This is a genomic window from Rhizobium sp. FG113 (genome assembly GCF_057809895.1).
On record NZ_JBMDKV010000001.1, the window covers coordinates 1,419,140 to 1,442,241 of the forward strand.

At 59.4% G+C, this 23,102-nt stretch carries 20 protein-coding genes and 1 pseudogene; 6 read left to right on the plus strand and 15 right to left on the minus strand.

Annotation, left to right across the window (positions count from 1 at the left end; translation table 11 throughout):
- Positions 1 to 54: 54 nt before the first annotated feature.
- The 9 genes from ACODTZ_RS06320 to ACODTZ_RS06360 form a co-directional block, all read right to left on the minus strand.
- Positions 55 to 1,488, minus strand: coding sequence for an aldehyde dehydrogenase family protein (locus ACODTZ_RS06320; RefSeq protein WP_489024571.1), 1,434 nt, complete (start codon positions 1,486 to 1,488; stop codon positions 55 to 57).
- Between the two features lie 43 nt (positions 1,489 to 1,531).
- A complete protein-coding gene (locus ACODTZ_RS06325; RefSeq protein WP_489024572.1) occupies positions 1,532 to 2,356 on the minus strand; it encodes an amidohydrolase family protein in 825 nt (274 codons plus the stop codon).
- A 27-nt stretch (positions 2,357 to 2,383) separates the two neighbouring features.
- On the minus strand, positions 2,384 to 2,806 hold the full coding sequence (locus ACODTZ_RS06330; RefSeq protein WP_489024573.1) for an RbsD/FucU family protein: 423 nt from the start codon (positions 2,804 to 2,806) through the stop codon (positions 2,384 to 2,386).
- A gap of 37 nt (positions 2,807 to 2,843) precedes the next feature.
- On the minus strand, positions 2,844 to 3,872 hold the full coding sequence (locus tag ACODTZ_RS06335; protein ID WP_489024574.1) for an aldo/keto reductase: 1,029 nt from the start codon (positions 3,870 to 3,872) through the stop codon (positions 2,844 to 2,846).
- Positions 3,873 to 3,891: 19 nt separating this feature from the next.
- Positions 3,892 to 4,881, minus strand: a complete 990-nt coding sequence (locus ACODTZ_RS06340; RefSeq protein WP_489024575.1) for an ABC transporter permease — start codon at positions 4,879 to 4,881, stop codon at positions 3,892 to 3,894.
- 13 nt (positions 4,882 to 4,894) lie between these two features.
- Entirely contained in the window at positions 4,895 to 5,878 is a 984-nt protein-coding gene (locus ACODTZ_RS06345; protein ID WP_489024576.1) for an ABC transporter permease, read from the minus strand.
- A complete protein-coding gene (locus ACODTZ_RS06350; protein ID WP_489024578.1) occupies positions 5,875 to 7,383 on the minus strand; it encodes a sugar ABC transporter ATP-binding protein in 1,509 nt (502 codons plus the stop codon). Before ACODTZ_RS06350 ends, ACODTZ_RS06345 begins: the two co-directional genes overlap by 4 nt.
- A 101-nt stretch (positions 7,384 to 7,484) precedes the next feature.
- The gene (locus tag ACODTZ_RS06355; protein WP_489024580.1) at positions 7,485 to 8,525 is read right to left on the minus strand and encodes a sugar ABC transporter substrate-binding protein; all 1,041 of its coding nucleotides are present in this window, start codon (positions 8,523 to 8,525) and stop codon (positions 7,485 to 7,487) included.
- A 59-nt stretch (positions 8,526 to 8,584) separates the two neighbouring features.
- Positions 8,585 to 9,697 carry an iron-containing alcohol dehydrogenase gene (locus ACODTZ_RS06360; protein WP_489024581.1) on the minus strand — a complete coding sequence of 371 codons (1,113 nt, stop codon included), beginning with the start codon at positions 9,695 to 9,697 and terminating at the stop codon, positions 8,585 to 8,587.
- A gap of 317 nt (positions 9,698 to 10,014) precedes the next feature.
- Between ACODTZ_RS06360 and ACODTZ_RS06365 the strand changes: the two genes are divergently transcribed.
- The 6 genes and pseudogenes from ACODTZ_RS06365 to ACODTZ_RS06390 form a co-directional block, all read left to right on the plus strand.
- Positions 10,015 to 10,686, plus strand: coding sequence for a GntR family transcriptional regulator (locus ACODTZ_RS06365; RefSeq protein WP_489024583.1), 672 nt, complete (start codon positions 10,015 to 10,017; stop codon positions 10,684 to 10,686).
- 1 nt (position 10,687) lies between these two features.
- Positions 10,688 to 12,226 carry a UxaA family hydrolase gene (locus ACODTZ_RS06370; protein ID WP_489024584.1) on the plus strand — a complete coding sequence of 513 codons (1,539 nt, stop codon included), beginning with the start codon at positions 10,688 to 10,690 and terminating at the stop codon, positions 12,224 to 12,226.
- A 53-nt stretch (positions 12,227 to 12,279) separates the two neighbouring features.
- The gene (locus tag ACODTZ_RS06375) at positions 12,280 to 13,839 is read left to right on the plus strand and encodes a GMC family oxidoreductase (RefSeq protein ID WP_489024585.1); all 1,560 of its coding nucleotides are present in this window, start codon (positions 12,280 to 12,282) and stop codon (positions 13,837 to 13,839) included.
- A gap of 47 nt (positions 13,840 to 13,886) precedes the next feature.
- The gene (locus tag ACODTZ_RS06380) at positions 13,887 to 14,681 is read left to right on the plus strand and encodes an SDR family NAD(P)-dependent oxidoreductase (RefSeq protein WP_489024586.1); all 795 of its coding nucleotides are present in this window, start codon (positions 13,887 to 13,889) and stop codon (positions 14,679 to 14,681) included.
- 35 nt (positions 14,682 to 14,716) lie between these two features.
- Positions 14,717 to 15,832: a glycerol dehydrogenase gene (locus ACODTZ_RS06385; protein WP_489024588.1), complete on the plus strand. Its 1,116-nt coding sequence runs from the start codon at positions 14,717 to 14,719 to the stop codon at positions 15,830 to 15,832.
- A 538-nt stretch (positions 15,833 to 16,370) separates the two neighbouring features.
- Positions 16,371 to 16,658 (plus strand): annotated as a pseudogene (locus tag ACODTZ_RS06390) (transposase); the annotation flags it as partial.
- Between the two features lie 278 nt (positions 16,659 to 16,936).
- Here ACODTZ_RS06390 and ACODTZ_RS06395 read toward each other — a convergent pair.
- The 6 genes from ACODTZ_RS06395 to ACODTZ_RS06420 form a co-directional block, all read right to left on the minus strand.
- Positions 16,937 to 17,833 (minus strand): fructose bisphosphate aldolase, encoded by an 897-nt coding sequence (locus tag ACODTZ_RS06395; RefSeq protein ID WP_489024589.1) that lies wholly within the window; start codon positions 17,831 to 17,833, stop codon positions 16,937 to 16,939.
- A gap of 60 nt (positions 17,834 to 17,893) precedes the next feature.
- Positions 17,894 to 18,808, minus strand: coding sequence for an AEC family transporter (locus tag ACODTZ_RS06400; protein WP_489024590.1), 915 nt, complete (start codon positions 18,806 to 18,808; stop codon positions 17,894 to 17,896).
- 248 nt (positions 18,809 to 19,056) lie between these two features.
- Positions 19,057 to 19,701, minus strand: coding sequence for a 3-oxo-tetronate 4-phosphate decarboxylase (gene otnC / locus ACODTZ_RS06405; RefSeq protein WP_489024592.1), 645 nt, complete (start codon positions 19,699 to 19,701; stop codon positions 19,057 to 19,059).
- 56 nt (positions 19,702 to 19,757) lie between these two features.
- Positions 19,758 to 21,026 (minus strand): 3-oxo-tetronate kinase, encoded by a 1,269-nt coding sequence (gene otnK, locus ACODTZ_RS06410; RefSeq protein ID WP_489024593.1) that lies wholly within the window; start codon positions 21,024 to 21,026, stop codon positions 19,758 to 19,760.
- On the minus strand, positions 21,023 to 21,697 hold the full coding sequence (locus tag ACODTZ_RS06415; RefSeq protein ID WP_489024595.1) for an aspartate/glutamate racemase family protein: 675 nt from the start codon (positions 21,695 to 21,697) through the stop codon (positions 21,023 to 21,025). Before ACODTZ_RS06415 ends, otnK begins: the two co-directional genes overlap by 4 nt.
- A gap of 25 nt (positions 21,698 to 21,722) precedes the next feature.
- On the minus strand, positions 21,723 to 23,030 hold the full coding sequence (locus ACODTZ_RS06420) for an MFS transporter (RefSeq protein WP_489024596.1): 1,308 nt from the start codon (positions 23,028 to 23,030) through the stop codon (positions 21,723 to 21,725).
- Positions 23,031 to 23,102: the final 72 nt, after the last annotated feature.

The following is a 23,102-nucleotide window of genomic DNA, read 5'->3' on the forward strand; positions in this document are numbered from 1 at the left end:
CCCATTGCCGACGTCATGTTCAGTTCCCTCCCATGCGATAAAAACTGCCGACGATCAGGCCAGCGTGTAGCTGGTCTTGACGGATGTGTAGAATTCAGCGGCGTACTTGCCTTGCTCGCGCGGGCCGTAGGAAGAGCCCTTGCGGCCACCAAACGGAACGTGGAAATCGACGCCGGCCGTCGGCAGGTTGACCATCACCATGCCGGCCTCGGCGTTGCGCTTGAAGTGCGTCGCATGCTTGAGGCTGGTCGTCGCGATACCTGACGATAGGCCGAACGGCGTGTCGTTGGCCGTCGCCAGCGCCTCTTCGTAATCCTTGACGCGGATGACCGAGACGACGGGTCCGAAGATCTCTTCGCGAGAGATGCGCATCTGGTTGGTGGCTTCGGTAAACAGCGTCGGCTGCAGATAGAAGCCGGGCGTGTCGCGCTTCAGAAGCTCACCGCCGAAGGCGAGCTTGGCGCCTTCCTTTTTGCCGATCTCAATATAGTCGGTGTCGGTCTTCAGCTGCTTCTCATCGACCACGGGGCCGATATGCGTGCCTGATTTCATGGCGTTGTCGACGATAAGCGTCTCAAGCTTGGCCGTAAGCGCTGCCACGAACTTGTCGTGGATGCCTTCGGTGACGATCAGGCGCGAGGACGCCGTGCAGCGCTGGCCGGTCGAGAAGAAGCCGGAATTGGCGGCTGCTTCGACCGCGACATTGAGGTCGGCGTCGTCGAGAACGACCATCGGGTTCTTGCCGCCCATTTCCAGCTGGAACTTGCGGTTATGCTCAAGCGATGCGGCAGCGACGCGCTTTCCGGTGCCGGTGGAGCCGGTAAAGGTGATGCCGGCGACATCGGGGCTGTCGAGCATGGCTTGGCCGACGACCGAGCCCTTGCCCATGACGAGGTTCAGGACGCCCTTCGGCAGGCCGGCGCGGTGAAGGATATCGACGATCGCCCAGGCACAGCCCGGCACCAGATCGGCCGGCTTGAACACGATGGTGTTGCCATAAGCCACAGCCGGCGCGATCTTCCAGGCCGGAATGGCGATCGGGAAGTTCCAGGGCGTGATGATGCTGATGACGCCGAGCGGGTCGCGGGTGATCTCGACGCCGATGTTCGGACGAACCGAAGGAATGGTCTCGCCGGCAAGGCGCAGGACTTCGCCTGCGAAGAATTCGAAGATCTGGCTGGCGCGGATGGTTTCGCCGACGGCTTCCGGAAGCGTCTTGCCCTCTTCGCGGGCGAGCAGCGCGCCGAGTTCGTCCTTGCGGGCCATGATCTCGTCGCCGGCCTTTTTAAGGATGACGTGGCGTTCCCAGATGCCGGAGCGCGACCAGGCCGGGAAAGCGGCCTTGGCGGCGGCAATCGCCTGCGCAACGTCGTCCGCCCCTGCGCGGGCATAAACGCCGACCACGTCCTGGGTATTCGAAGGGTTGATATTGTCGGATCCGTCGGAGCCAACCCATTCGCCGGCGATGAGATTCTGGTGCAGTGACATTACTCTTCCAATTTTTGTGATGCGCCCATTCACGGGCAACGGGCTACACGCCGTAGAAGCGGGCCGCGTTGGTTTCGAAGACTTTTTCCAGGCCAGCAGGACCGAGATGTCGCGCCAACGTCGTGCGCGCGAGATTGCAGACCTCGGCGTGGCTGGCGGCCAGCGTGCATACGGGCCAGTCGCTGCCGAACATCAGCCTATCTTCACCGAAGACCGAAATGACGTGATCGACATAAGGCTGGAAGTCGTCAGCCGACCAATCGGCCGATGCCTCGGTGACCATGCCCGATATCTTGCAAGAGACGCCTGGGAAGGCTGCCACTTGTCGAATATGCTCCCGCCAAGGATCGAGCTTGCCGGCCGAGATCTCGGGCTTTGATATGTGATCGACCACCGCACGCAGCCCAGGTGTTTCTTCCAGCGCACGCACGACGAATGGCAAATGCCGTGTGAAGGTGAGGATGTCGAACGGCAAACCGGATCCGGCGATCGCCTTCAGGCTTTTCAGCACCTGTGGACGAACAATGAAATCGTCGTTCTCAAGGCCTTGCAACATCGGCCGGATGCCGACGAACAGCGGGTTGCGCCGGTAGTGTGCAAGACGTTCGGCAAAACCTTCGGAATCGAGGTCGAGCCAACCTACGACACCGGCAACAAAATCCGTCTGCGCCGCGACAGCGAGAAGGAAATCGGTTTCGGCCTCCGTCTCTGCTGCCTGGACAAGGATCGTCCTGGTCACGCCGGCGCGGCGCAATTCCTGTCGCAAGTCATCTGGCATAAAATCGCGGTAGATCGACCCGACGTCAGGCGTAAGCCAGCCGTAATCATCGCGTTCGACCTTCCAGAAATGCTGGTGGCTGTCGAGCATAGATCCCTCCCTTGGATGCGCGCAGAGTCAGTCGCGAACGACACCCTTGCGCAGCAAGATGTTGCCATACAACCGGCGCTCTCCAGAGGAGATGATGGCGTAGGCATTCGCCGCCCGCTCTGAAAACTCTCCGGGCTCCATGGCTTGCAGAGCAAGCTTGCGCCCCTCGCCCTTTTCAACCGAAGTCTCGAACTGCGCGTAGATCGGCAGGGCCTCGCCCGGCGCCCGCATGTAACCCACCGGCTGCTCGACGAAATCGTCAAGAGGGAAAACGGTCAGAACGGCGTCGAGAATGTCCGTGGCGTTGATGCCGGGGATCTCGATCAGCCGCTGGGCGTTGGCGGCGGCCGGGAAATTCGCATCGACGATGGCGATCTCATTGCCGTGACCCATGTCGTCCAGCACGGCAAGAAGTTCGCCGGTCAAAAGCGGGTGGATATTTTTCAGCATGTTTTGTCTCTCAATCCTAATGAAGCTTAAGAACCTGTCAGGCGCCGATCAGGCCTTCGTTTTGAAGGGTCGTCCAAAGGTCGGCCGGGATATCGCGTTCGAACCATTCGACGTTCGTGCGCAGCTGAGCTGCAGTTTTCGCCCCGATCACGACGCAGGTTGTCGCGGCGTGACGCATCGGGAACTGAATGGCAGCGGCCGGCAATGGCGTGTCGAAGCGCTCGCAAACCACACGTAGACGGTCGGCGCGGGCGATGACGTCCGCGGGCGCATCGGCGTAGTTGAATTTGTGGCGGCCGGTCGTCGAAGCGAGAATACCGGAGTTGTAGACTCCGGCTACAACCAGTGCCATTCCGCGCTTCTCGGCGATCGGCAGAAAGTCGCGCTCGGCATCCTGATCGAGCAGCGTGTAACGTCCGGCCAGCATGCTGCAGTCGAGATCTGCCTCATCGAGTGCATCGCGGATGATCTGCCATTCGTTGACGCCGAGGCCGAACCCCTTGATGTTTCCGGCGGCCCGCAGTTCAGTCAACGCCTTGAAGCCACCGCCTTTCGTGAGAGCGCCCCAATGGTGATCATGCAGCTCAGCATGCGTGACGCGTCCAATGTCGTGGACATAGAGGATGTCGGGCGCGGTAAGCCCCAACCGCTGCTGGCTGTCATCGAAGCTGCGCATGATGCCATCGTAGGAGTAGTCGAAGACCTCGCGGAACGGCAGCCCGTTCCACCAGCCGGGATCGAGCGGGTTCTTGGGTGGCTCGGGTGGCAGCTCACGACCGGCACGGGCGATGGTCATCAGTCGGCCGACTTTGGTGCTAACCGTAAAGGGCTCTTCCTTTTCGCGCAGCACCTGGCCGACAAGATGCTCCGAACGGCCGTTGCCATACATCGGCGCAGTATCGAAATAGCGAATGCCGGCGTCCCAGGCGGCCTCAAGCATTTCGACCGCATCGCTCGTCGCAACCTTGGCGTAGAGGCCTCCCAGAGGAGCGCTGCCAATACCAAGCGCCGTGACTGTTGCACCGGTCTTTCCAACCGCTCTCGTGGTATTTGCTTTGATGTTCATGCTTGTTCTTCCTGATTGATCAGAGATGCGCGCGGTTCTTGCGGCGAGCCCAGACGACAAAGGCAACGCCGCAAAGCAGGAGCATGCCGCGCACGATCTGCCGTTGTGAATCTGTCCAGCCGAGCAGCGCCGCGCCGCTGAGCAAAGCCGCAAGCAAGAGCACCGCCGCCATGGTTCCGATGACGTTCGGCTTGCCGTATTTCAAAGCCATGCCGCCCAAAAGCACCGCGGTCAGACCATCGATAAAGTAGGAGCCACCAATATAGGGCTGGCCAGACGACAGGTCGGCGGTCAGCAGGATGCCGGCAATGGAGGAAGCGACGCCCGAGAGGATGTAGAGAAGAAAGAGGATCCGGTTGACCGGAACGCCCGCCTCAACGACGGCGGCGCGGTTCTGCTCCATCGCATAGAGATAATGGCCAAACGTCAGATGCTCCTGAATGAAGTATGCGAGGGCGTAGAGCGCGATCACCACGATAGCAACAAGCGGCACGATGCCAATGTTGGTCGAAAGTGCGGCACCGACGAACCCAGTGGAAGGCAAGGCGATCGATGTCCCGAGACCGATCGCCGCTGCGATCGATCCGGCAAGGCCGCCGGTGGCGATGGTGATCACCAATGCCGGGAGGCGAAAAACTGCAACCAGTCCACCGTTGACGAGACCGAAGACTATGCCAACGGCAAGGCCACCGAAACTGGCGACCGGCCAACCGTAACCAGCCTGCACAAGACCGGCGACCAACATGTTGGCAAGGGCTGCCACCGACATGAAGCTGACGTCGATCTCGCCGGCAGCCACGATCCAGGTCAGACCAAGAAACATGATGGCAGCGATAGAAGCCGAGCGCATCATGTCATTGATGTTGCCAGCGCTGACGAAGGTGGGCCTGAGCCAGGCAAACATGACAAAGGTGGCCGCGAGCAGGAAGAACAGTCCGTAGCGGACCATGACGGTCTGCAGGTCGGCGCGCTGGCGATGGTCTCTGACGTTGTCTGTCAAAACGGTCATCCTCGTGTCTCCCTCAGCGTGCCGTCGTTCGGCCGCTGAACACGCCCGTCAGCATCGCCGTCAATTTGGGGTCGAATATTGCGATCGCGCCAATCAGCACGGTGCTGACAATCGCGTCGCTGTAGTAGTAGGGGATTGCCAGCAGGGTGAAGCCGTTGAGCATCGCCGACATCAGCAAGGTGCCTGCCAGCGTGGCCGGTATGGACGGAGCGCCAAACAGCGCCGCGCCGAGGTACACCGCTGCAAAGGCCGGCATAAGCAACTGGCTGCCCGCAGTCACGTTGGCGGCGCCAGAGGACGCGACCAGCAGCGTGATGGCCAGACAGGCCGATGCACCGCATAGGGCAAAGGCTGTGAGGATATAGGCCTTGACGCGTATACCCGAGAAGATTGCCGACAGCTTGTTCTCGCCGGTCGCATAAAACGAGCGTCCGTAGCGCGAGGCATGCAGTATCACGCCGGCGATCACGGCCGAACAGATCAAGATGACAACCGGCATATCGAGCGTCAGCACCTTGGCGTCGTTGAGATCCAGAATGCCCGACATGAAGAAATTCTCGGAGATAGACGTGCCGTTGCTGTAGAAATAGGACAAACCGACGGCCACGCCGCCGGTGGCAATCGTCGTGACGATGTCGGGCAGCCGAAAATAGGCGACCGCCGTGCCGTTGATGACACCCGCCAGTACGCCGACGGCAATGCCGCCGCCGATCGAGACCCCAAGTCCATGGCCCATAGACAGCAACCAGCCGAGCGTCATCGCGCCGAGAGAGGCGACGCCCGGAAAGGAAAGGTCGAAATGGCGGACCACAATCACAAAGGTAAGCCCGATCGCCGCCAGACCATTGACCGACATGTGCCGCAGCAGCGCGTGAAGGTTGGCGTTGCTGAGATAGGCCGGCGCGAAAAACTGGAACACGCCGGCGATGACGGCAAGCAGGCCGAGAAAGGCACAAAGCCTAAGGATGATCGGTGGCAGCTTGAGTGCTTCCGTCATGATCTTACTCCCATAATTCCGGCGGCAAGAAGCTGGTCGCGCGTCGGGGCCATATCCGGTGCCGTCATCGGCCGGCCCTTGTAGAGCGCGATTGTGCGGTCGGCGATGCCATGAACCTCATCACAATCCGACGAGATGACGAGCACACCAGCCTTTTTCGAAAGCTCACGCATCAGCGCGTAAAGCGTTGCCCGAGCACCGATATCGACGCCGACGGTCGGTTCGACGAAAATGTAGATTTGGGAATCCCGATAAAGGCCCTTGGCGATGACGATCTTTTGCTGGTTGCCGCCTGAAAACGCACTGGCCGGCCGGTCGAGTTTCGGCGGCTGCAACGCCACCCGCTTGGCCAGATCCTCTGCAACCTTGCGGTTTCTTCCGAATTTCAGCAGTCCGCCGAGCCAGGATGCCTTGCCCAGATGCGCGAGCGTCGTGTTGAACACAACGTCCTTTGTCAGTGTCAGTCCTTCCGTACGACGATCGCCGGGCACGAGAAAAATGCCACGTTTCAACGCATCGTGCGGGTCCCTGAGAACCACCTTTTCGCCCTTCATGCTGATCGTTCCAGCCTCGGGCCTGATGACACCAAACAACGCCTTCGACAGTTCATCTACGCCGGAACCGACGAGGCCGAAGATGCCGAGAATCTCACCGCGGCGGAGCGTGAAGGAGACGCCGGAAAACAAGCCACGCTTTTCGAGGCCCTCAACCTGCATCATCACTTCACCGCCCGCCTCGCTTGCCCTGGGAGGGAAGATATCGCCGGTCTTTTCGTCCAGCATCAGTTCGGGAATGGAAATATTCCGTTCGCTTGCTTCGCGAGCAGTCAAGGTCGCGACATTGCGACCGCCGCGAAACACCGTGAACCGGTCCGCGATCTCGAAGACCTCTTCGAGACGATGCGTGATGTAGATAATCGCAATGCCGGCTGCCTTCAGCGTCCGCATCAGCTGAAACAGCGAGGCTTTCTCGCGCTCGGTCAACGTCGACGTCGGCTCGTCCAGAATGAGAATACGGATGTCGTCGCGGCGAAGTGCATGCAGGACCGCGACAATTTCACGATCGACGGCAGGCATTTCACCGACGCGGACATCAAGATCGATCTCAATCGGAAAGCGCTTGAGCAAGGTCTGGGCGGCAAGGCGCATTGACTTTCGGTTGACGCGTCCGGCAAGGCCGGTTTTACCGGCTTCCTGGCCGAGAAAGATGTTCTCGACGCCGGTGAAATCGTTCACCAGCTCCGGATGCTGTTGCACCGAAGCGATGCCACAGTCGATCGCGGCTGCCGGTGTGCCGATTTCGACGGAGCGGCCATCGATGTCGATTGTCCCGGAATCCTTCGTATAAACGCCGGAAAGGATTTTGATCAGCGTCGACTTACCGGCGCCGTTGACGCCGAGGAGAGCGTGGATCTCCCCTCTTTCAAGCTCGAAATTGACGCTGTCGAGCGCCTTGACGACACCGAAACGTTTTTCGATCTGCCGCATGCTCAGCACGGTTGCCATTGTTTATCTCGAATCCCTCGGCGACTGCCCAATGTCAGGGCCACCGCATTTTGATCATGACGGGCCGATCTTCGAACCGGCCCGCCTGACGGAAGTGTGGTTTAAAGCGCGCGCGCCCATCCAAGTTTCAGGGCTTCACCGGGCTTGTCGTAAGTATCTGGAATCTCGGCCAGATCCTTCAGGCTGTCCTGGCTGACGGCGTAAGACGGCGTGATCACGAAACGCGGCGCCTTGCGGCCGGCCACCACTTCATGAGCATAGAACGCGTTCATGTAGGCCATCTCGTAGAAGCTCTGCGCCATGGTCAACGCGAAGGGCGAACCCGCCTTGATGTATTCGAAGGACTGCTTCCCGCCGTCGATGCCGGTGATAAAGGTCTTGCGACCGGCAGCACGAATGGCCAGCGTTCCCTCGGAGGCAGCGCCATCCCAGGCGCACCAGATCGCGTCGAGTTCGGGATTGGCCGTCAGAATGTTATCGACGACCTGACGCGGTGTGGTCGTCCCACCGAGCGCGAAGGCAATCTCCGAAACGACCTTGATATCCGGAAAGCGAACGAAGACAGACTTGGCGCCGAGTGTACGCTGATCCCAGGACTCGTTCGAGGGAAGGCTGACGATGGCAACATTGCCCTTGCCGTCCAGCCGCTTCGCAATGTATTCAGCGCCGGCAGCACCAAGGCCGAAATTGTTCGACATTGCGGTCGACGTGACCGTCGTGTTCGGAACGTAGCTGTCACCACAGAAGATCGGGATGCCGGAAGCGACCGCAGCCTGCACGGCGGGCGAGATTGCGGCGGCATCGGCCGGTGTGATGAAGATGGCGGCCGGCTTCGATGCCACGAAGGCAGCGATCTGATCCGCCTGCTTCTTTACGTCGTAATTGGCGTCGGCAATGGTCAAGGTGCCGCCGAGACGCTCGACGGCATCCTTGTAGCCGTTGACGATATGCCGGCCGGATTCCCACACGGTCCAGCCAAGCGACGCACAGAATTGCAGGTCCTGTGCGTAGGCGAACTTCGGACGGCTGAGCGCCGCGGCTACAGTCATCGCCGCGCCAGCGCTGAGCACACCGCGACGCGTAAGTTTCAATCCGGCGAGAAAAGACTCCTGGTCCTTCGAACCTGTTTCAACATCAGACATTAGACACCTCCCCTAACTATGGCCGGAACCGCCCGGACATTTCGCATTAGCGATCGCGCTCAGCGCGATTCGCGAAGTAGCTGCAGATATTCTTGCTGCGTCGCGCGACGCGGATTGGTCGCATGGCAATGATCCTTGAGCGCCTCATGAGAAACCTTCTCCATCATTGCCTCTGTCACGCCCATTGCCTCCAGGCCCGAGGGCATACCAATATCGCGGTTGAGTTTTGCGATCGCTTCATCCGGAGTGCCGCCGAGGATGTCGGACAGAACAGTCCATTTGGCGCCGATGACCTCGCGGTTGAACCGCAGCACAGCCGGCATCAACACCGCATTCAATGTACCGTGGTGAAGGTTGAGTTCGCGGATCGCGCCCAATGGATGTGTCAAGGCGTGAACGGCACCCAGCCCCTTCTGGAAAGCCATCGCGCCTTCGAGCGCCGCCATCATCATGTCCCAGCGAGCGCCGCGATCCTTACCGTTGGCTACAGCAACGCGGATGGCGGGCAGGCCGCGCTTCAATCCATCCAGGGCGATTGCCTCCGCGGGCGGATTGACGGATGGTGCCATATACGTTTCGAGGCAATGCGACAGCGCGTCCATGCCTGTCGCCGCAGTCAGGAATGGCGGAAGTCCGTACGTCAATTCAGGATCGCAAAGTGCAATCGACGGCAACATATGACCACTGAGAATACCAAGCTTGCGTCCTTCCGCCGTGATGATGACGGCAGCGCGACCGACTTCCGACCCGGTTCCCGATGTAGTCGGAACGGCGATCATCGGACAAATACGGCCATGAATGCGCGACGCACCGCCTTCGACAGCAGTATATTGCGCCAAGGGCCCTTCGTGACCGCTCAGCAAGCGAACAGCCTTGGCAAGGTCGAGCGAAGAGCCGCCGCCGAGGCCGACAATGCTGTCGCAGTCCTGATCGACGTACATCGCATAGGCAGCACTGACCGCATCTTCGGCCGGATTAGCGGGCGTGCCGTCAAAGATAACCGGCGGCTTCTCGAACAAGCCGACGACCCGCTCTACTAGCCCTGTCGCGACCAAGCCGCGATCGGTGGCGATCAGCGGGCGTTTCACGCCGAGCTCGCTGAGAAGCGCCGGCAGGCGGGCGATCGCGCCTTCATCGAATTCGATACGAGTGAGGTAGTTGATGGTTGCCATGCGACTGCCGTTGTCCTGTTGCGAGAGGACGCGAAAGACCTGCGCGGCAAGACGGCGCAAACTACATTGCGCCGGCTTCAGCCGTGTTCGCAGGGCTCTGCATCGCGCCGCCCTCATGCCTACGTTTTGAAATTCACCCCTTTAGCGAGGTGATTTTCTCCTCCGTTGCGCTAACGCAAACTTTTCTCTTGCGCCGCCAACTAATATATGAGTTATAAAAGGCAGATGATGATCCGCCTGTCAACGAGAAATCTTCAGATTGTCTAAATTCAACATTTGCGTTAGTTTTCCGCAATTTAGAGCAGAGCTGAGCTGAAATGAGACCGATTCCGAAGGCCGAACAGATATATGGGATGTTGCGGCAAGCAATCGTCCACCTACAAATGCAACCGGGTGCTGTAATCTTGGAGAAGGACCTGTGCAGCGAGTTCGGCGTGTCGCGGACTCCTGTGCGCGAGGCCCTGCAACGTCTGGCCGACGAAGGGCTCGTCGATATCTTCCCGCATTCCGGAACCTATGTGAGCCGCATCTCCTATGCAGTCGCGGAGGAGGGATTCGTCATCCGGCGCGCGCTCGAGATTGAAAGCGTTCGCAAAGCCGCGATACTTATCAATGACCACGACGTCGAAGCGCTTAACGCCATCGTCGCCGACATGCGGATGCTTCTCGAGCGCAATACACTCGAACTCTATCTCGACGCAGATGATGCACTGCACAGCACGATTGCCGGCATCAGCAGATTTCCGCGGATATGGAAGTTCATCACGCTGGCAAAGGTCCACCTGGACCGGATGCGCCAGCTCAGCGCGCCCGTTCCAGGTCACCTGGCCATGGTGACCGAGCAGCATGAAGCTATTGTGCGAGCACTACAGAACCGCAGCGCCGACCAAGCGGAACTCGCCATGCGCATTCATCTCGATTCGTCCTTCGCGGTCATGTCGAACATGTACGAAGACAAGATTTCCCTGTTTGAAAAGAAAGACAGCTGACATGACGGCATTCACCACCACGTCTCCTCTGTTGCTGCTCAACGCTCGCGACAATGTCGCCATCGCCCGGGTGTCGCTCGATCCGGCACCCTACCCGGAGCTTGGAGGAGCGCAGCTGTCCGCACGTGTCACGCAAGGCCACAAGGTCGCAGTAGATGCCCTGCCGGCGGGCGCAGCTGTCATCAAGTACGGCCAGGTGATCGGCTTTGCCAGCCGCGACATAGCCATTGGCGAACATGTTCATACACATAACATGGCGATGGGCGACGTCGAACTGTCGCACGAATTCTGCGTGGACGCCCGCGAGCCGGACTTCATTCCTGCCTCGCAACGAGCGACCTTCCTCGGCTACGCCCGTCCGGGCGGCTTGGCGGGAACACGCAATTACATCGCAATCGTTTCGTCGGTGAACTGTTCGGCCACTGTCTCCAAGGCCGTCGCTGCGCATTTCGCGGTCCCAGGGCGGCTGGATGATTTTCCCAACGTCGATGGCATTATTGCGCTGACCCATGCCGGCGGCTGTGCGATCAATACGCTTGAGGACGGCTATCGCTACCTGACGCGAACGCTTGCGGGCTATGCGACGCACCCCAACGTCGGCGGTGTCGTGATGATCGGGCTTGGATGCGAAACGAACCAGATCCCTGCCATCTTGGCGGCGCACGGACTGAAGGAAGGCGATACCTTCCGCGCCATGACGATCCAGGCGACGGGCGGCACACGCCGCACCATCGAGGAGGCAATAGCCGCCATAGACGACATGCTTCCTGTGGTCAACGCCGCGAAGCGCACAGCGCAGCCTGCTTCACTCCTGAAGCTGGCACTGGAATGCGGCGGCTCCGACGGCTACTCCGGCATCTCGGCCAACCCGGCTCTCGGCTACGCCTCGGATCTGCTTGTCCGCCACGGCGGGACGGCGTGCCTGGCAGAAACCCCCGAGATCTACGGCGCCGAACATCTACTGACGAGACGGGCAGCCTCGCCGGACATTGCCAAAAAGCTGCTGGAACGCATCGAATGGTGGCGTGACTATGCGGAGCGCGGCAAAGCCGAGCTCAACAACAATCCCTCGCATGGCAACAAGGCCGGTGGGCTGACGACTATTCTGGAGAAGTCTCTCGGAGCTGTCGCCAAGGGTGGAATGTCCCGCCTCAATGCCGTCTATGAATATGCTGAAAAGATCGACGAAAGCGGCTTCGTATTCATGGATACGCCGGGCTACGATCCCGTGGCGGTCACGGGGCAGGTCGCCGGTGGCTGCAACATCATCTGCTTCACGACGGGGCGCGGCTCGGTCTCAGGCTTCAAGCCGGCGCCATCGCTGAAGCTCGCCACCAACACGCCCATGTACGAGCGAATGCAGGAAGATATGGACATCAACTGTGGCACGATCGTCACCGGCGACGAGACCGTCGAGCAGGTGGGCGAGCGGATCTTCCAGACGATCCTTGATGCGGCCTCCGGCCGCAAGACTGCGAGCGAGTTGTACAACTATGGCGATAACGAATTCGTGCCCTGGCAGGTTGGGGCCGTCATGTAACTGAAGACGCATGGCACACGGCGCTCACCGGGAGGCCATCGGGAGGAATGCAAATGAACGAGATCAGAAACTTTTACGACGTCATCATCATCGGTGCTGGTGTCGGCGGTGGCGCGCTGGCGAACAAGCTGGCCGGAACCGGCCGCAGCATTTTGATGATAGAACGCGGACCGCGTCTGCCGCGCGAAGCGGACAACTGGAGCGTCGACGCTGTCTTTCACACGAAAAAATACGCGACCAAGGAAACCTGGCGCGATAAGGATGGCGTCGCCTTCAATCCGAGCACCTATTATTATGTCGGAGGCAACAGCAAGTTCTTCGGCGCCGCTACCCTCCGCTTCCGGGCCGAAGACTTCGAGGATCTACAGCACGAAGACGGCGTCGCGCCTGCATGGCCCGTGTCCTATGCTGAGTTCGCCCCCTATTATGATATCGCCGAACGACTAATGGGCACGCACGGCACCGCCGGCATGGATCCGACAGAACCGCCGCGTTCCGGCCCGATGCCATATCCGGCGATCGGTCACGAGCCCGAAATCGCCGTCTTCGACAAGAAGCTGCGTGAAAAGGGCCTACGTCCCTTCCCGCTGCCGATCGCCATCGACTACCACGAGGGTGGCAACTGTATCCGCTGTCGCACCTGCGACGGCTTCGCCTGCAAGTTGGGCGCCAAGGGCGATGCCGAGGTACGACTGGTAAACCCAGCGATTGCCAAGGGCGGAATCGACCTCGTCACCGAAGCCTTCGTCCACCGTCTCATCACTGACCCCATGGGCAAGCGCGTTACCGGCGTCGAGCTGACCCATGCCGGCGAGACACGCACGATCTCTGCCGACACCTTCATCAGCAGCGCCGGCGCCATCAATTCCGCTGCACTTTTGCTCCGCTCTGCGAACAATGCGCACAAGCGCGGGCTTGGCAACAATATGTCCGACCAGCTCGGCCGCAACTACATGGCGCACAACAATACGGCCATGATGGCTATTTCGCCGTTCAAGAAGAACCGCGTGGTCTTCCAGAAATCGATGGCGATCAACGACTACTATCTCGCCAACAGCGAGAAGCCCTATCCACTCGGCAATGTTCAAGGACTTGGCAAGCTGCAGGGAGGCATGCTGACCGCGAATGCGACTTGGGCGCCAGAGTGGCTGATGTCTGCATTCGCCGACCGGAGCGTCGACTGGTGGATCATGTCGGAGGATCTGCCGGATCCCAACAACCGTGTCTCGCTCGATCCCGACGGCAAGATCCGCCTGAGCTACACAGCTAACAATTTGAAGTCCCACAACGAGCTGGTGAAAGTATGGTCGCGGCACATGCGCTCGCTCGGCTATCCGCTGATCATCACCAACAAGATGGATATCAAAGTATCCATGCACCAGTGTGGCACCGCCCGGTTCGGCAACGATCCGGCAACCTCGGTGCTCGATGCGAACTGCAAGGTCTGGGACATCGATAATCTCTATGTCGTCGATGCCTCCTTCTTGCCGTCGTCGACGGCGCTCAATCCATCTCTGACGATTGTCGCCCAAGCGCAGCGTACTGGCGAGCACCTGCTCAGCCAATGGGGCGAAACGAATGTGGCGCCGCAGACCTCACAAACCACGGCCTGACCGTTCAGGCCTCAAACAAAATATTGATATCTCGGGAGGAGACGCCGATGTCCGGCCAGAATGACTATAGCAACATGTTCAGCCTCAAGGGCCGCAAGGCCATCGTGACCGGCGGCTCGCGTGGCATAGGCAAGGCGCTTGCAAGTGCGCTCGCCGCCAACGGTGCCGATGTCGCCATCGTCGTACGCTCGTCGCTCGAGCGCGCGCAATCCGTGGCCGAGGAGCTGAAGTCCGGCGGTGTCGACAGCTTTGCGCTGCAGGCCGATGTGTCGGTCGAGGATGATGTCGAACGGATGACCAACACCGTCGTCGAACGCTGGGGCCGGATCGATATCCTCGTCAACAACGCGGGGATCGTTTTGCCGGCGCATGCGGAAGACTGCGCGCTTGACACTTGGCGCCAGACAATGGCCGTTAATCTTGACGGCGTGTTTCTCGTGTCGAAGGCAGTCGGACGGCAGATGATCGCGCAAAAGAGCGGGTCGATCATCAATATTGGCTCAATGTCAGGTCGCATCGTCAACTGGCCATTCCGACATGCCGCCTATAACGTGTCCAAGGCGGGCGTGCACATGCTGACCAAATGCCTAGCGACGGAATGGGCCGAGCACAACATTCGCGTCAACGCTATCGCTCCGGGCTACATCATGACCGAATTGACCGACGAAGTGCTGCGCGAGCACCCGACCGTCGTCAGCGAACACTGGGCCAAGGGCGCCGTGCAGAACCGTATCGGCGGCGTCGAGGAACTGGCGGGCGCAACGGTCTATCTCGCCGGCGACGCGGCGAGTTTCACGACGGGGGAAATCCTTACAATCGACGGCGGCCTCACCTTGCGTTGAGCTGAACCGCGGCACCAAAAAAGAGGATCAGATATATGACACAACGCGGTTATGGCGGCCCGCTCCGCTACATCCAAGGCCCAGGCGTACTCGCCGATTTAGGCAGTTATGTTGAACCCTTGGCAAAGTCAGCTCTCATCATCATTGACGGCTTCTTCTGGGACACCCTGACGCCACAAATCGAGAAGAGCCTTGCCGAACGCGGCGTTACCGGCCACTTCGTTCGCTTCGGCGGTGAATCCACCGATGCCGAGGTGGCGCGTTGCGTGGCCGAAGGTCGGGCAGCGCAGGCAGGCGTCGTCATTGGCGTCGGTGGAGGGAAGGCGCTCGATACCGCCAAGATCACCGCTTTCAACATTGGCGCCCGGATCGCGACCGTCCCGACCATCGCCTCGACGGATTCGCCGACCAGCTCTATTGGCGTCATCTACTCGGCCGAGGGTGTCTATGATCGCGTCGTTCGCTGCGGCCGCAATCCCGATATCACGCTTGTTGACAGCGCCCTGATCATCCGCGCGCCTGTCCGCTTCCTGGTATCCGGTATCGGCGACGCACTCTCCACCTGGTACGAGGCTCGCTCCAATCTCGAGTCCCGGTCTAAAAACTACATCGGGGATGGTTATGCGGCGACGATCGCCGGGGCGCAGATCGCTCGGGCCTGTCACGAGGTCTTGATGCGCGACGGGCGCTCGGCCTATAGGGCGGCCGCGGCTGGAGCTCTGACGCCGGCAGTCGAGAACATCATCGAGGCCAACACGCTTTTGAGCGGGCTGGGATTTGAAAACTGTGGTGTATCAGCTGCTCACGGCATTCACGACGCACTTACCGTCCTTGAGCCTACGCATCATTTCTTCCACGGAGAGAAAGTTGCCTTTGGCGTCATCTGCCTATTGGTACTCGAAAACAGAGCGCCGAGCGAGCTGAACGAGGCGATCGACTTCTGCATCGATCTTGGGCTGCCGACTACGTTGTCCGACCTCGGATTAACCGAAGTCACGGCTGAAGACCTGCTGAGGGTAGGAGAGATCGCCATGTTACCGAGTAATGTGATCCATTCCGTACCGGTTTCTCTAACGGCACAACTCGTGGCCGACTGCATCGCTACGGCGAGCACTCTCGCTGATCAGCGGAAGTCGTTCCGCAATCGCTGAGGCAAGAGAGGCGCTCGTTCCCAGATTGCGATCGAGCGCCTTCGCCGCACCCCCATCGAAAAGGCGATGCTCTTGATGGGATATGAACCAACGACCCGTGCTTGAAGATGGCAAGAGGTTCAAAAATCAGTGACCTGATGTGCGGGGCAGGCTGCGGCGTATCCGGTATGGTTGTCACAGACCGATCATGTTGAGATAAACAAACACTTACCTCGGCAAAAGTTTGTTGCGGCCGGCACTAGCGGCCTTAGAAAATCCGTCAATCTCCACGCCAGACCCACCTACTTCTTGAAGGGGCCGACACGAGTTTGCCGCATCCTCAAGCGCCGGATTTTCTCGGTTACAGTATGCTTTTTAAAACCAAAGATTGCTTCAATCTCGACGTTGTTATAAGCGGAGTATATAACTCCAGTTTACTCATGGTCGCGAGGCCGTCTCCAGTGACGACAAGACAACCAGAAATCGAAGCTCTCTATGCCTCTGAGCGCGGGCGGCTGGAGCAAGTGGCCGGACGCAGGGTCGGCAGATCGAATGCTGCGGAGCGCATTATCGTTGGCCTGGCTGGCTCACTCGGATTAACGATGCGAAATTGGTTCGCTCGATGTCCCGTAAGGGCTGTTCCCAAGATAACGCCGCGTGCGAAGGCTTCTTTGGACGGTTGAAAACGGAACTCTTCTATCCACGAGACTGGAAGACCATCACAATCGAGCAATTTGTCCGCGAGGTTGATGGCTACATCCGATGGTACAAGGAGAAGCGCATCAAATTATCATTGGGGTCGCTCAGCCCGATCGAGTATCGCAGAAGCCTCGGCCATAACGTCTAAATCAGTCCAAGTTTTTATCCGCATCCCCATGCTGGCGAATAATCTGGTCGGGAGCTTTTTCGGTCGGCACCATCTCAAGGTACCTCTCCATGCATCGCAGAAAGCCATAGCAGGCACATTCGCAATTTGCCCTGTCCTTGCTCGCGTAAACGGCAATCATTTCTACTGAGCGATGGATTTCGTCAAGCCGATATAGGGCTCCCAGATCCTGTTTGTAGGGATCCGGGAGCCTTGGCAATCACAGCTGGAAAGGCCGATATCGACTGCCGGCTAGCATGTCAGACCTTGACGACGCTCGCGGTGTAGATTTGGCCGGTCGTCTTGCCGAGGCTGGCGTCAAAGTCTTCATCGCTCATCGTCACGCGCAGATCTTCCGTCAGCGCGCGCGAGAAGCTGGCAATGATGCCCTTGTTGTGGCTGAGCTTTTCGCAGGCATCGTCCTTGCTGTAGCCGCCCGACAGGGCAACGACGCGGATGACAGCCTTGTGGGCGACCAGCGGATCGTAAAAATTCGGAATGGTCGGGATCGTCAGTTTCAGCATGACCTGAACGCCGTCCGGGAGGGCATCGAGCTGCGCCAGGATCTCGTCGCGCAGGATCGCTTCTGCCTCTGCCTTGGTCGGACTCTTGATCGAGACTTCCGGCTCGATGATCGGGATCAGGCCGTGGCCGAGGATCTGCTTTCCGACTGCGAACTGCTGCTTCACGATGGCGACAACGCCGGTCGTGTTCGCCTCGGCAATGACAGAGCGCATCTTGGTGCCAAAGATTCCCTTGGAAGCAGCGCGGGCAAGCAGCGCGTCGAGGTCGGGCATCGGCTTCATCATCTGTACGCCGTTTTCCTCGGCAGCCAGGCCCTTGTCAATCTTGAGGAACGGCACCACGCCACGATCTTCCCACAGATAGGTGGGAACCGGCTTGCCCTTGGCTTCGTCGTCCATCGTCTTCTCAAAAAGGATGGCGGCGATGACCTTGTCGCCGGAGAAGGCCGGTGCAGTTATGATGCGCACGCGCATCTCATGCATCAGCCGGTACATTTCCTCGCCGCCGCTATAGTCGGAATCGTTGATGCCATACAGGCGCAGAGCGCCGGGGGTGGAGCCGCCACTCTGGTCTAGGGCTGCAATGAAGCCGTTCTTTTCGACCATTTGGGTCATCATCTTCGCGTCGGTCATACTTCTCTCCTTTTATAGCCTATCGTTATCGACTTTGGGTTTTCACCTTCTGACAGGCCTTCAGATGAGCAGGAACAAAAGGACGGAAACGCTGATGATCGAAAGCGCTGTCGTCATCAGAAGGGTGGTTGCCGATGCATCAGCGAGCTTTCCGGCGTTTCTCGCAAGCAGGAAGGCGTTCGATCCGGTCGGCATTCCGGCCGTTATGACGGCTACAGTCAACACCTGATGCGGTAGTTGCGCCCAAGACCCGAGTAGCCAGACCAGAATTGGGAGGACTGCGAGCTTTAGGGCCGTTGCAGAAATTGCGTCAGCCTTGAACGTATTGAGGCAAAGGGCAGGCAAAGTCCCGCCAATACAGATAAGCGCAAGCGGAATGGCAGTGCCGGCGAGAAGATGAAGAAGTTCCTGAACAGCCGCCGGCATCGTAAAACCCGTTAACCGCCAGACGGTGCCAAGAAAGACAGACAAGACGACGGGGTTCTGCACGACACGAAGAGCTGCTGCACACAGGCTTCCCGCTATGCCTCCGGTTTTCTTCGAGCCGAATTCAATCAGAAGGCTTGTAAGGGTCAGCAATATGGCGGAATGCAACGTGATGATCGCAAGCAAGGGCGGCAGTGCGTCATGGCCCAGTGCCGCGACAACGATCGGAATGCCCATCATGCTGCAGTTGCCGAAGCAGGAGTTCAACGCCAGCATCGCGCCCTCCGGCAACGATTTCCCTGCAAGATTCGAGCCGACCAAGACGCCGACAAAAATGAGCAGGCAGGCTGCGAAATAGATCCCCGCCACAGCAAAGATGTGTAACTCCGGCGCATTGGCTATCGCCTCAAACAGCAGCGCCGGCATGCCAAGCAGAAATACGATGTCAGACAGGCTGCGAAACCCCTGTGCCTCCATAAACCTTATACGGCGCATGAAGAGGCCAATGAAGATCAGCGCAAAGCTTGGAAAGATGATCGTGAAAAGCATCAGGTCGGTGGCTCATTGCTCATGGAAACTTGCGGTGCCTGTCGGCGGATGGATAGAACGCTATCTGCCGTCAGACGCGCGCCGATAAGTCCAAGCAGGGCGCCGTTCATCTTCCAATTGCCTGCAATGAGTGGACGCGGTCTTACCGATCAATGGAATGCTCCTGTCGAAGATCTAGATAAGAATCAGAAGCGCCCGCGCGCCGGTTGGGCGCAGCCGACCGGACGGGCGTGCATTCCGGCATGTATTCAATTGGGAAACGTTCTGCCCAACTCGTCTACAGCTTCGCATGTCAGCGGCGAAGCACGCCGGTCGCCGATGATGAAGAACAGCTTTGCCGTTTCCTCAAGCTCCTCATAGGCATAGACGGCCTCTTCGAGGGATTTGCCCGCAACAATCGGGCCATGGTTTGCCAGTAGCATTGCATGGTGGTTCTTTGCTGCCGAACGGACGGCTTCGGCCAGTTTGCGATCGCCCGGCCGGAAGTACGGGACAAGCGGCAGTTTTCCCACTCGCATGACATGATATGCCGTCAACGGCGGCAGGACGTTTTCCGTGTCTGAGTGACACAGGCAGGACACTGCCACCGAATGGGTGGAATGGAGGTGAACGATTGCCCTGGCTTCAGGACGCTCCTCATAGACGGCGAGGTGAAAGAAGGCTTCCTTCGATGGTGGATCTCCTGCAAGCAGATCTCCAGCCGGCGAAACCTTCGATATCTGTTCGGCGGTCAGAAAGCCAAGAGACGAGTTTGTCGGCGTTACAAGAATGGAGCCGTCTGCAAGCCGCACCGAAAGATTTCCGGCACTGCCATGCGCGAGACGCCTGTCGTAGAGAAGCGCACCATAGCGGACGATCTTTGATCTCAACTGCGCTTCCGTTTCTGTCGTCATCACACACCCGTGAGCGCACGCAGCGCCTTTGTTTGGACTGAGTTAATTCGGCCTAGTCAGCCGGCCAGCATGGCAAGCGCATCGGAAAAGAACGTCGTATTTCCGAAATTGCCCGATTTCAGCGTCAGGCCGATCTGCCGATCGCCGGAGATACAGAAGCACCACGGAACCCCTGGAGCTATTTCGGGTCCAATTTCCATGCTTTTAACGTCAAGGGCACGGGTCACCGCGCCGGACGTTTCACCGCCTGCGACCACGATACGCCCGACCCCGAGATCACGCGCACGGATCGCCAGTGCAGCAAGGGCCTCCTCGACGATGGCGCCCGCCCGCTCGACGCCGAGACGTGCCTGCACCAAACGGACGCTTTCCGGCCGTGCCGTCGCATAGACAATCGGTGCCCGGGTCAGATCCTGCCGGGAAAGCCAGTCGAGCGCCGCCTGATGCCCGTTTTCCGCCAGATCGAGCGGATCAAGCTGCAGCGATTCCGCGCCGCTCGCCAGATAATGCTCGACCTGCTGGTTGGTCATGGCCGAAGCGCTGCCGGAGAGCACGACTGCGCCCGCCGGCAATGACGGAATGACAAGCCTACCGGCATCCGCCGAAAGCGTACCATCCTTGATGTAAAGGCCGGGTAGCGGCATCGCAACCGCCGAGCCACCCGTCATCAGCGTCATCCCACGACATGCCTCCGCGACGATATTCAGGCTGTCATTATCGATCGCATCAACGACGACATGTCCTGCCCCCTCGTCGAAGAGCTTGTCGATCCGCTCCCTTAGCGCATGGGCGCCCTGCGCCACGAATGTCAGATCGGCGAGTGCCACCCTGGACGTTACCTGGGGTGCCAGAAGCCGCATCACGCTGCTGTCACGCATCGGCGTCAGCGGATGATCCTTCATCGGGCTCTCGGCCAATGGATGCTGATGGACGAACAGATTGCCCATGAAAACCCGGCGGCCATTTTCAGGAAATGCAGGGCAGTAAATGGTTCGATCTATACCGAGCGCAGCCATCAGCGCCTCCGATACCGGACCTATGTTGCCCTTTTCGGTACTGTCAAAGGTCGAGCAGTATTTCCAGAAGAACCGCGAGGCTCCGGCACGACGCAACCAGTCGAATGCAGCACATGCCTCGGCGATTGCCTTGTCCACCGGGGCCGTGCGGATCTTCAAAGCGATAACCTCGAATGCGGCGTTGTCACTGTCCGGTTCCGATGAAGGCAGGCCGGTATGCAGTCGTACCCGCACACCGGAGCGCGCCAGAAGGCCGGCAATGTCCGTTGCGCCGGTAAAATCATCAGCGATGCATCCAAGTACAGTCATGCTGCTTTTGCCTCCACCAGTTTCCGAATGCTCTGGACCGCGGCTTCTGGCGCCGCAAAGACCGGAACCTTCGTCACCGAACGCACCGCATCCAGGGCGCGGGACGTCGAGAAATGCGCCAGCATGATCGCATCCGTATCTATGAGCTTTACGGAGGCTTCCGCGATCAGTCCGTTGTGCGTTTCCGCATCGCCGGCACGAAGCGCTTCGATCGCACCCGGGACGACGATACTTGTCAGCCTTGCATCCGAGCCGATTTCTCCGACAAGTGCGCGGAATTCATCTTCCATGCTGGAGACAGCGGGTGCAAAAGTCGCCAGCATGGTAATCCGCCTGCCCGCCTTGATTGCCGCGCGAAACATCGGCTCGTTGGGCTTGACCACCGGTATCGGTATGCTGTCACGCAATTGATCGAGGGCAGGTCCGAATGCCGAACAGGTCGCGAGTATCCCCGCGCCGCGCATCGGCCCGGCGGCGTAGGCACCCAGATCGAGGAACCGCTGGACAAGCTCTACCGAGAGGCCCTCGCCATTGCCAGCACGATCGATGCTCAGCGCGTCATCAAGCAGGTTGACCTGTTCGGCTTCCGGCCAAAGCGCGGCCATCGCCTTGGCTATCGGCTCCATGGCAACGGGTGTTGCATGCAGCAGCACGATCCGTGGCTTTTCCATCATCGTTCTCCTGTCAGTCGGCAGCCTAGCGGCTTGTGTCTTCCAAAGGCCGGTCGGGGCGCATCAGGATGGTGACCAAGGCACCAAGCAGCAGCAACACGATCGAGGCAATGAACGGTGTCGAGAGGTTGCCGGTCACGTCGGCAATATACCCAAAGGCCAATGGCGCGATGATCGACGAGATCGCCGACCCCGTGTTCAGGATGCCGCCCGCCGAGCCCGCCCAGCTTGGTGCAATCTCCGTGCAAACTGCCCAGAGCGGCGAGACTGACGCACGGGTGAAGAAGAAGGCCAGAGCCAGCGCAATTGCAGCCATGTTCAGATCGTCAAGGAACAGCACCGGTGCCACCGTGATCGCGGCAAGCGTCATCGTAACGCTGACGAGGCCGGCGCGAGCAAGACGGACATTGCCGGTCCGACGCAGGATTGCATCACTGGTCCAGCCACCGAAGATATCGCCGAAAACACCAGCAAACAGGACACCCAGCGTGAAAATTGCCGAGCTGCTAAGGTTCAGATGATACGATTCCATGAAATAGGAGGGCAGCCAAGTCCAGAATGTCCAGAACGATGCGCTAACGCAGAGATAGATGAAGGTTGCCGGCAGCATTGCCTTGAGAAGACGGCTCCAGGGTGCCTTGGCCTTCGCGACCTGCGGCTTGGGCAAATCATCCAGCTCCTGCTGGGTGATGCCACGTGCCTGCCGCGGATCGTCCCGATAGATGGTGAACCAGAGAACCACCCAGACCAAAGTTGCGCCACACAGGACGAAGAACGCGCCGCGCCACTGGAAATGGATCATCAGTAATGCCATCAGCGGCGGTGCGGCGGTGTTACCTAACGAGATGAAGCTGTGCGTGAGCCCCATGACGAACCCGCGGCGCTCAGGCGGCGTCCAGTCGGACACGACGCGCGTGATTGCCGGCGAGGTGGCAGCCTCCCCAAGACCAAGCAGTGCTCGCCCGAGAATAAGGATGCCGAGGCTCGGAGCAAATCCGCAGATCGCGGTTGCCACGCACCAGAGCAGGCCGAATATCGTCAGGCCGATGCGTGGCCCAAACCGGTCGCATACCCATCCGGCTGGAGCTTGCAGGAGATACGCAAAGCCAAAAATCGAGAAGGCTAGTCCCATCTCCGTCTTTGACAGTCCGAATTCCTGGCTGATCGCCGGCGCTGCGATCGACACGACGTTACGGTCGATCATGTTCAGCATGTAGCACAACGATACGAGAAGAATGACCCGCCCGCCTGTCGATGTGAACATCATCGATATTTCTTTCCAGAAGCCGCGGTTTGAACGCACGACCTCACCTCCCGTGTTGGCATGCGCCATCACACTCTCCTCCCAATGTTTAAAATGAAACACCGCTGTACCGGTTCCGAGTTTCAGGCTCGTCAGCGGCTC

Excerpts from the sequence above, each read along its gene's own strand:
- otnC (WP_489024592.1), bottom strand. The coding sequence starts at position 19,701 with ATGACGACAGAAACGGAAGCGCAGTTGAGATCAAAGATCGTCCGCTAT.
- ACODTZ_RS06415 (WP_489024595.1), bottom strand. The coding sequence starts at position 21,697 with ATGGAAAAGCCACGGATCGTGCTGCTGCATGCAACACCCGTTGCCATG.
- otnK (WP_489024593.1), bottom strand. The coding sequence starts at position 21,026 with ATGACTGTACTTGGATGCATCGCTGATGATTTTACCGGCGCAACGGAC.
- ACODTZ_RS06360 (WP_489024581.1), bottom strand. The coding sequence starts at position 9,697 with ATGGCAACCATCAACTACCTCACTCGTATCGAATTCGATGAAGGCGCG.
- ACODTZ_RS06345 (WP_489024576.1), bottom strand. The coding sequence starts at position 5,878 with ATGACGGAAGCACTCAAGCTGCCACCGATCATCCTTAGGCTTTGTGCC.
- ACODTZ_RS06340 (WP_489024575.1), bottom strand. The coding sequence starts at position 4,881 with ATGACCGTTTTGACAGACAACGTCAGAGACCATCGCCAGCGCGCCGAC.
- ACODTZ_RS06365 (WP_489024583.1), top strand. The coding sequence starts at position 10,015 with ATGAGACCGATTCCGAAGGCCGAACAGATATATGGGATGTTGCGGCAA.
- ACODTZ_RS06355 (WP_489024580.1), bottom strand. The coding sequence starts at position 8,525 with ATGTCTGATGTTGAAACAGGTTCGAAGGACCAGGAGTCTTTTCTCGCC.
- ACODTZ_RS06420 (WP_489024596.1), bottom strand. The coding sequence starts at position 23,030 with ATGGCGCATGCCAACACGGGAGGTGAGGTCGTGCGTTCAAACCGCGGC.
- ACODTZ_RS06380 (WP_489024586.1), top strand. The coding sequence starts at position 13,887 with ATGTCCGGCCAGAATGACTATAGCAACATGTTCAGCCTCAAGGGCCGC.
- ACODTZ_RS06335 (WP_489024574.1), bottom strand. The coding sequence starts at position 3,872 with ATGAACATCAAAGCAAATACCACGAGAGCGGTTGGAAAGACCGGTGCA.
- ACODTZ_RS06320 (WP_489024571.1), bottom strand. The coding sequence starts at position 1,488 with ATGTCACTGCACCAGAATCTCATCGCCGGCGAATGGGTTGGCTCCGAC.
- ACODTZ_RS06325 (WP_489024572.1), bottom strand. The coding sequence starts at position 2,356 with ATGCTCGACAGCCACCAGCATTTCTGGAAGGTCGAACGCGATGATTAC.
- ACODTZ_RS06385 (WP_489024588.1), top strand. The coding sequence starts at position 14,717 with ATGACACAACGCGGTTATGGCGGCCCGCTCCGCTACATCCAAGGCCCA.
- ACODTZ_RS06350 (WP_489024578.1), bottom strand. The coding sequence starts at position 7,383 with ATGGCAACCGTGCTGAGCATGCGGCAGATCGAAAAACGTTTCGGTGTC.
- ACODTZ_RS06395 (WP_489024589.1), bottom strand. The coding sequence starts at position 17,833 with ATGACCGACGCGAAGATGATGACCCAAATGGTCGAAAAGAACGGCTTC.
- ACODTZ_RS06400 (WP_489024590.1), bottom strand. The coding sequence starts at position 18,808 with ATGCTTTTCACGATCATCTTTCCAAGCTTTGCGCTGATCTTCATTGGC.
- ACODTZ_RS06375 (WP_489024585.1), top strand. The coding sequence starts at position 12,280 with ATGAACGAGATCAGAAACTTTTACGACGTCATCATCATCGGTGCTGGT.
- ACODTZ_RS06370 (WP_489024584.1), top strand. The coding sequence starts at position 10,688 with ATGACGGCATTCACCACCACGTCTCCTCTGTTGCTGCTCAACGCTCGC.
- ACODTZ_RS06330 (WP_489024573.1), bottom strand. The coding sequence starts at position 2,806 with ATGCTGAAAAATATCCACCCGCTTTTGACCGGCGAACTTCTTGCCGTG.